The organism is Nocardia thailandica NBRC 100428, from assembly GCF_000308795.1.
In the GTDB taxonomy this organism is placed as follows: domain Bacteria; phylum Actinomycetota; class Actinomycetes; order Mycobacteriales; family Mycobacteriaceae; genus Nocardia; species Nocardia thailandica.
In genome coordinates this window covers 1-2,239 of record NZ_BAGK01000098.1, presented here as the reverse complement: position 1 = coordinate 2,239, position 2,239 = coordinate 1, and the positions used below count along the sequence as shown (strand labels likewise).

General features: G+C 71.7%; 2 protein-coding genes. Both read right to left on the bottom strand.

Annotation, left to right across the window (positions count from 1 at the left end):
- Window positions 1-336 precede the first annotated feature (336 nt).
- Entirely contained in the window at window positions 337-1,623 is a 1,287-nt protein-coding gene (tyrS, locus tag ON36_RS10250) for a tyrosine--tRNA ligase (RefSeq protein WP_043650749.1), read from the bottom strand.
- The coding region (locus tag ON36_RS10245; RefSeq protein ID WP_157224834.1) for a DNA-3-methyladenine glycosylase at window positions 1,620-2,239 on the bottom strand (620 nt) is incomplete at its 5' end. The genes ON36_RS10245 and tyrS, both read right to left, overlap by 4 nt.

Genomic DNA, 2,239 nt, shown 5'->3' with positions numbered 1-2,239 from the left:
ACACAGAACCACCGGAGTTCTTCCGGATCTTCTGTGAGGCAACCGTTCCAGCCTAACCCTGCACTCGGACGATGTCAAACAAGATCCGGGTCACACAGTGAGGCACTGCCAGGCGCTCCCCGTACTACCTCGTTTTCCCGTGCCCGCCGGTCCGTGGGACCAGCGTCTCGGCTCCGGGTCGGTGTCCGTGTCGCTCTGACCTGGAATAAGTTACGCGCCGGAAAACGCTACGTCAAATCGCCTGGACAGCGGGCCATTTCCGCAGGTCAGCGCGGCGGCGGCGGAAACAACGAAGGCCCGAATCACACGAATGTGACTCAGGCCTCCGTCACGAGTTCAGGCTATCCGCCGCACGCCGGCCAGGTTCTTCTTGCCGCGCCGCAGCACGAGCCACTGTCCGTGCAGGTAGTCGGAGTCGGCCGGACGCCACTCGGGGTCGGTGACGCGCTCGTTGTTCACCGAGGCCCCGCCCTCGTTGACCGCGCGGCGGGCCGCACCGCGGCTCTCGCACAACCCGGCCGCGACCAGCAGGTCGACGATGGTGTCGGCGCTGCCGGGACCGACCTCGGCGACCTTGCCGTCGACCGCGGCCTCCCGCAGGGCGGCGCCGAGGGTCGCCTCGTCCAGCCCGGCCAGGTCGCCCCGCCCGAACAGCGCCTGGCTGGCCAGCTGCACTGCCCGCGTGTGGTCCTCGCCGTGCACGAGTGTGGTCATCTCCGCGGCGAGGCGTTTCTGCGCCTCGCGGGCGTAGGGCCGCTCGGCGGTCGCCTGCTCGAGCTCGTCGAGCTCCTCCTTGCCGAGGAAGGTGAACCAGCGCAGGTACCGCACGACGTCGGCGTCGGCGGTGTTCACGAAGTACTGGTACCAGGCGTAGGGGCTGGTGAGCTCGGGATCAAGCCAGAGGCTGCCGCCGCCGGTCGACTTGCCGAACTTCTTGCCGTCGGCCGAGGTCACCAGCGGCACGGTCAGCGCGTGCACGTGCGCGCCGTCGACGCGGCGGTTGAGCTCGACGCCGGCGATGATGTTGCCCCACTGGTCGGAACCGCCGACCTGCAGCGTGCAGCCGTGGCTGCGGCGCAGCTGCAGGTAGTCGTTGGCCTGCAGCAGCATGTAGCTGAACTCCGTGTAGGAGATGCCGTCGGACTCCAGGCGCCGCTTGACGGTGTCGCGGGCCAGCATGACGTTGATCGAGAAGTGCTTGCCGATGTCGCGCAGGAAGTCCACGGCCGAGAGCGGGCCGGTCCAGTCCATGTTGTTCACGATGACCGCGCCGGTCGGGGAATCGTCGAGGTCGACGAACCGCTCGAGCTGGGAGCGGATGCGCCCGGCCCATTCGGCGACGGTGTCGCTGGAGTTCATGGTGCGCTCGCCGACGTCGCGGGGGTCGCCGATGAGCCCGGTGGCGCCGCCTGCCAGCACGATCGGCCGGTGGCCCGCGCGCTGGAAACGCTTGAGCGCGAGCAGGGGAACCAGGTGGCCCGCGTGCAGGCTCGCCGCCGTCGGATCGAAACCGGCATACAGGGTCAGCGGGCCGTCGGCCGCGGCCTTGCGCAGCTCGTCCAGGTCGGTGGACTGCGCGATCAGACCGCGCCAGGTCAGTTCGTCGAAGATGTCGCCGCTCACGCCCGACCATCTTTCCGTATGCGCGTGGCGGGCCGCGCGCAGGCCGTGCCCGCGGCGGTGTCGCCGGGGTGAGCGGCGTCCGGCGCCGGGGCGCGCGGGCTGCGCCGGTACACCGACACCGCCGGGGATTCCGGCAGCCAGAACCGCCACGGGAGGTCGGCCGCCCGGCTCACGCCGACCCGCGGGCCCGCCGCGATCCGCGCGGGCTCGACCGGCGGGCGCAGGTCGAGGCGGATCGGACCGAAGGGGTCGAACAGCTCGGTGCCGTAGTCGTCGAGGGACAGCGCCAGGGCGCTGCCGACGTTGCCCGGGCCGCGGGCCAGCGCGGTGTCGGTGCGCGCGGCGGGGCGGCGGGTGCGGGCGGTCTCGTGCCCGGCGACGATCTCGCCGGCCCGGATCAGGACCGCGGCGGCGTTCCCGTCGAAGCCGACGGTGACGTTCGCGCAGACGTGGATCCCGTAGGAGCGGTAGACGTAGAGCCGCCCGGCCGGCCCGAACATGACGGCGTTGCGGGCGGTCGGACCCGGCCACGAGTGCGCCGCCGGGTCCGGCCACGGCCCGTCGGCCGGGCCGCCGTAGGCCTCGACCTCCACGATGCGCAGCCCCACCGGTCCCG